The sequence below is a fragment of the Streptomyces sp. 150FB genome (assembly GCF_000818195.1).
GTDB lineage: Bacteria > Actinomycetota > Actinomycetes > Streptomycetales > Streptomycetaceae > Streptomyces.
This window is the reverse complement of record NZ_JTHL01000001.1, coordinates 796698-802470: the sequence shown is the minus strand read 5'-3', so window position 1 is coordinate 802470 and position 5773 is coordinate 796698. Positions and strand designations below refer to the sequence as shown.

Annotated in this window: 3 protein-coding genes; all 3 read left to right on the top strand. The window is 73.5% G+C overall.

The genetic code is table 11. The annotated features are described in order from the left end of the window. Window positions 1–1840: type I polyketide synthase (locus tag QR77_RS03230; RefSeq protein WP_160310874.1), on the top strand; the 1840-nt coding region annotated here is incomplete at its 5' end. Next, window positions 1837–3033: an FAD-dependent monooxygenase gene (locus QR77_RS03225; protein ID WP_052488502.1), complete on the top strand. Its 1197-nt coding sequence runs from the start codon at window positions 1837–1839 to the stop codon at window positions 3031–3033. The genes QR77_RS03230 and QR77_RS03225, both read left to right, overlap by 4 nt. A 76-nt stretch (window positions 3034–3109) precedes the next feature. After that, window positions 3110–5773 (top strand): type I polyketide synthase (locus QR77_RS46455; RefSeq protein WP_160310873.1); only part of this gene is annotated, 2664 nt, incomplete at its 3' end.

Genomic DNA, 5773 nt, shown 5'->3' with positions numbered 1-5773 from the left:
GCTGCTGCTCCTCGGACGGCGCGGCCCAGCGGCGACCGCCGGCCTCGAAGCCGAACTCGCCCCCCTGCGGGTCACCGTGGCATCGGTGGCGTGCGACGTCGCCGACCGCGAACAGCTCGCCGGGGTGCTGGCCGCGATCCCCGCCGAGTACCCGCTGACCGCGGTGGTCCACTGCGCCGGGGTCCTGGACGACGCGATGGTGGAGTCCCTCACGCCCGAGCGTCTCGACACAGTGCTGGGCCCCAAGGCGGACGGGGCGCGGCACCTGCACGAACTGACCCGCGAATCGGGGCTGTCGGCGTTCGTCCTGTTCTCCTCGGCCGCCGGTGTCCTGGGCGGACCCGGCCAGGGCAACTACGCGGCGGCCAACGCCTACCTCGACGCGCTCGCCGAACACCGCCGCGACCTGGGGCTGCCCGCCCAGTCCCTGGCATGGGGGCTGTGGGCGCCGCCCAGCGGACTGACCGGCGACGTCGACCGGGCCAGGCTCGCCCGCAACGGGCTGTGGGCGCTGAGCGCCGAGCAGGGGCTGGCCCTGTTCGACGCGGCACTCGACGCGGGGGATCCCGTGCTCGTGCCGATGCGGTTCGATCCCACCGTCCTCGGCGGGCGCGAGGTGCCTGCCCTCCTCAGCGAGATCGTACGGCGCCGTGGACAGTCCCGGCCCGCCCCGGCCGGACACCGGCGGCGGCTGCGCGACGCGCCGGCCGGGGACCGCGAGCGCCTCGCCCTGGAACTGGTGAGCCGCCTCGCCTCGGCGGTCCTCGGCCATGACGGCTCGCACGAGGTGGCTCCCGACCGGGGGTTCCTGGAGCTCGGCTTCGACTCGCTCACCGCGATGGACCTGCGGAACCGGCTGAACGCGGAGACCGGACTGCACCTCCCGGCCAGCACCCTTTTCCAGCACGCCTCACCACGGGCGCTCGCGGAGACGGTGGTGAGGGAACTCGGCACAGCCGACCGGCAGGCCGCCGAACGGCCCGAACCGGCGGACGACCTGCTCGTCTCCTTGTTCCGCACCGCGAACGCCGGCGACAGGGGGGCGGAGGCGGTCGGATTCCTCCGCACAGCGGCCGCCTTCCGCGCGGTCTTCACCGAGCCCGGCACCGCTCCGGAGCCCGTCCGCCTCGCCGAGGGGGACTCCGCACCGCAGATCATCGGCTTCCCCTCCGTGGTGGCGCCCTCCGGCGCCCACCACTACACCCGATTCGGCGCGGCCCTGCGCGGCCTGTGCGACGTCACGATCCAGCCCTTCCCAGGATTCGCGCGTGGCGAGGCGCTGCCCGCGACACGCGACGTCGCCCTCCGCACGCTCGCGGCGGCTGTCCGCACGGCGTCCCTGGGACGGCCCTTCGTCCTGGCCGGGCACTCGGCGGGCGGCTGGTTCGCGCATGCCACGGCGAGCGAACTGGAGCGGGCCGGCACACCCCCGCTCGCCGTCGTCCTGCTGGACACCTACCCCCCGGCGGAGGGGGTGAGCCAGGCCATGACCACCGCTCTGATGACCGAGGCGTACGCGGTGCGCGACAACGACAGCACCCGCGATCTGCTCACCGGCGAACAGCTCACGGCCATGGGCGGCTACCTCCGGCTGTTCGACGACTGGGAGCCCGAGAAGACCTCGGTCCCCACGCTGTTCGTCCGGGCGTCGGACCCCCTGCCCGCCGCCGGGCCCGACTGGCGGGCGCACTGGCCCCTGGAGCACGTCGAGACGACCGTGCCGGGCCACCACTTCTCCCTCATGGAGGAGCACGCCGAATCCACGGCCCTGGCGGTGCACGAATGGCTGCTCGCCACATACCCCGATCATCGTGAAACCGAGGCGGAAGAACAGATATGACTCTCAACGCAATCATCGCCGGAGGCGGCGCCGGCGGTGCCACGCTCGCCCTGGCACTCCACCGCATCGGTGTGGAAGCCACCGTGTTCGAGCGCGACAGCGGCCCCACGACAGACGAAGGCCACCTGCTCAGCGTCGGCTCGAACGCCCTCGACGCGCTGCTCGCGATAGGCATCGAGCCGGACGGCATTCCCGTCCCGAAGCTGCCGTCCTACACAGGCAGTGGGAAGTACCTCGGCGCGATGTACAACGGCGCGGCGTCCGACAGCGCGCCCACCAGCCTGCTGATCTGCCGGAACACGCTCCAGGAGAAACTGCGCGACCTGTGCGCCGAGCGTGGGATCGAGATCGTGTACGGCAAGGAACTGGAATCCTGCAAGGTGACCGACAGCGGGGCCACGGCGGTCTTCACCGACGGATCCACCGCCGAGGGGGACATCCTCGTCGGCGCGGACGGTGTGCACTCCGCCGTCCGCCGGGCCCTCTTCCCGCAGGCCACGGACGCGTCGTACACCGGCGTCCTCGGCCTGGGAGGGCGCTCCCTCCCCGGAACCCTGGAGCCGACGCCCGAGACGGTCGTGGCCTCCTTCGGCTACGAAGGCCACTTCAGCTACCACGTCGAGGCGGACAGGAGCGTCCAGTGGCTGGCGTTCGCCCCCCGGGAGGAGCCTGTCGGACCCGGCGACACCACCGGTGCGGAGGAGTGGAAGCGGTGGCTGCTGGACGTCTACGGCCGCGACATGCCCGCCGTCCGGGAAGTCATCGGCAATGCCACAGGACCGATCGACGTACGGCTCATGGAGCGGCTGCCCAAGCCCCCCGGCCGCTACCGGGACCGTGCCGTACTCATCGGTGACGCCTGCGCCATGACCGGCCGCATCGGCGCCGGAACGGCCATGGCCATGGAGGACGCGGTCGTCCTCGCCAAGTGCCTGCGGGACGTCCCGGAACCCGCGGCGGCCCTCGCCGCGTACGAGGCGCTGCGCACACCGCGGGTCGACAAGGTCGTCAAGTGGGGCCAGATGAACGCCAAGCCCGTGAAGGTGCGCACCCCCTGGGGCATGCACCTGCGCGACATCTTCGGCCCGCTGGTGCTCAAGTGGCTGCCCTCCGTGGCCTCCATGGACTGGCTCTACGGACACCACATCGACTGGAACGAAACGGTTCGCCCCTCCGGCACCGGCCGTCCCTGACGGCCCGCGGCCCCACCCCCTCCCCGCCCCGGACGGCAGCGCTCCGGAATCGACGCTCGGAAGGTCCCAGCCAGACATGTCACACCTCTCAGAACGCACCCCCCTGCCCTGGGTCCTTTCGGCGGAGAGCGCCGGTGCGCTGCGGGAGAGGGCCCGCCGGCTCGAAGCGTACGTACGAGCACACGCCGAGTTGCCGTCCGAGGACATCGCCCACTGGCTGATGCGTCACCCGGCCGGCGGGCGCCGGCACCGGGCCGCGGTGAGCGCGCACGACCGAGCGGGTCTGCTGGCCGCCCTGGCGGACCTCGCCGCGGACCGGCGCGCGCCCGGAGTGTCGACCGGCGTCGGGGAAGCCGCCGGCGTGGCGTTCGTCTTCCCGGGCGCGGGATCCCAGTGGCCCGGCATGGCCGCCGAACTGCTCGACGCCTCACCTGTCTTCCGGGCGCGGATGGACGACTGCGCCCAGGCGCTGGAACCCTTCGTCGACTGGTCGCTCACCGAGGTCGCCCGCGATCCCCACGCGGGCGCCGTGTTCGACCGCCCCGACGTCGTCCAACCGGTGCTCTTCGCCGTCATGGTCTCCCTGGCCGACCTGTGGCGTTCCCACGGTGTGGAGCCGGAGGCCGTCGTCGGCCACAGCCTCGGCGAGGTCGCCGCGGCCGCGGTGAGCGGGGCGCTGTCCCTGGACGACGCCGCACGGGTCGTCGCGCTGTGGAGCCGGTCCCAGGTGCCTCTGGTGGGCAGGGGCGACATGGTCTCCGTCCAGGCCTCCGCGCGAGTCGTCCAGGAACGCCTGGCCGCCTGGGGCGGCGAGCTGGTGATCGCCGCGGTGAACGGCCCCTCGGCCGTCCTGGTCTCCGGTGGCGTCGAGGCAGCGGCCGAACTGATCGACGCCCTGCGGGGCGAAGGGATGTCCGCGCGCAGGACGTCCGTGGGCCTGGCCGCCCACTCGCCGCAGATGCTGGAGATCCTGCCGCGGGTGCGCGCCGATCTGGCGGACCTGCGGCCACGGGCTCCGCGGGTCCGCTTCCTGTCGTCGCTGGAGGCGGGAGAGGTGTCGGACCTTCCGCTGGACGCCGACTTCTGGTGCCGCAGCCTCGTCCACCCGGTCCGGTTCGAGGAGACGGTCGGCGGCCTGCTCGCCGAAGGCCGCCACGTGCTCCTGGAGGTCAGCCCGCACCCGGTCCTCACCTCGGCGATGCGCGACATCATCGAGCACCGCGGGGCGTCCGGGGCGGTTCTCGCCACCTTGCGCCGGGACAACGGCGGACCGCGTCGCATGGCGGAGGCACTCGGAGAGCTGTGGACAGCGGGGGCGACCGTACCCCGGCCTGCCGGGAAGACCCCCACGACACCGGTGCCGGACGCGCTGGCGGAACTCCTGGAGCGGGAGGACGCGGCCCGCCCGTCCCCGGCGGGCGGCGCCTCGGCCGACCCGGCCGAGGACACCTTCACGATGCTGACCGAGACGCTGGCACCGCTCTCCCCGGCGGACCGGCACAGCGCGCTCGTGGACCTCATCTGCGCCGAAGTCGCCGTTGTGATCGGCCGCGACGCGCTCCCGGCGGCTGGTCGCCGCCGCCCGTTCATGGAACTGGGCCTGGACTCGGTGACGGCGCTGGAGGTGCGGAGCCGTATCGCGGACGCCACCGGCGTCGCCCTCTCCGCCGCCGCCGTCTTCGACCACCCGACGGCCGCGCGGCTCGCCGACCACCTGCTCACCCGGCTGACGCCCGGCACCCCGCCGCCCGCAGGGGCCGTCGCGGCGCGCCGCCCGAGGGCGGAGGACGACGATCCCATCGCGATCGTCGGCATGGGATGCCGCTACCCCGGAGGCGTGACGAGCCCGGCGGACCTCTGGCGGCTGCTGACCGACGGCGGCGACGCCGTCTCCGCGTTCCCCGCCGACCGCGGCTGGGACATCGGCGGACTCTACGACCCGGAGCCCCGCACACCCGGGCGCTACTACCAGCGCGAAGCGGGCTTCCTGCACGACGCGGACCTGTTCGACGCTGAGTTCTTCGGGATCTCGCCGCGCGAGGCGCTCGCGATGGATCCGCAGCAGCGGCTGCTGCTGGAGACCTCCTGGGAGGCTCTGGAATCGGCGGGCATCCGGCCCACCGCGCTGCACGGCAGCCGCACCGGGGTCTTCGCCGGAATGCTGACGCTGGGCTACGGGCCGTCGCTGGACGCCGGCTCGGACCTTCAGGGCCATCTGCTGACCGGGACCACAGGAAGCGTCGCCTCGGGCCGGGTGGCGTACGCGCTCGGCCTGGAGGGGCCGGCCGTGACGGTGGACACGGCGTGCTCGTCCTCGATGGTCGCGCTGCACCTGGCCGCGCAGTCGCTGCGCTCCGGCGAGTCCGACCTCGCCCTGGCCGGGGGTGCCACCGTGCTGCCGGGGCTCGGCATGTTCCTGGAGTTCTCCCAACTGGGCGGGTTGGCGCCGGACGGGCGGTGCAAGGCGTTCGCCGACACCGCGGACGGATTCGGACTGGCCGAGGGCGTCGGCGTGCTGGTGCTGCAACGGCTCTCCGACGCCCGCGCGCAGGGACGTCGGCCGCTGGCGGTGATCCGCGGCTCCGCCGTGAATCAGGACGGCGCTTCGAACGGCCTTACGGCTCCGAACGGTCCGTCGCAGGAACGGGTCATCCGCGAGGCGCTGGCCGCGGCGGGGCTGACGGCCGCGGACGTGGACGCTGTGGAGGCGCACGGCACCGGGACGCCTCTCGGAGACCTG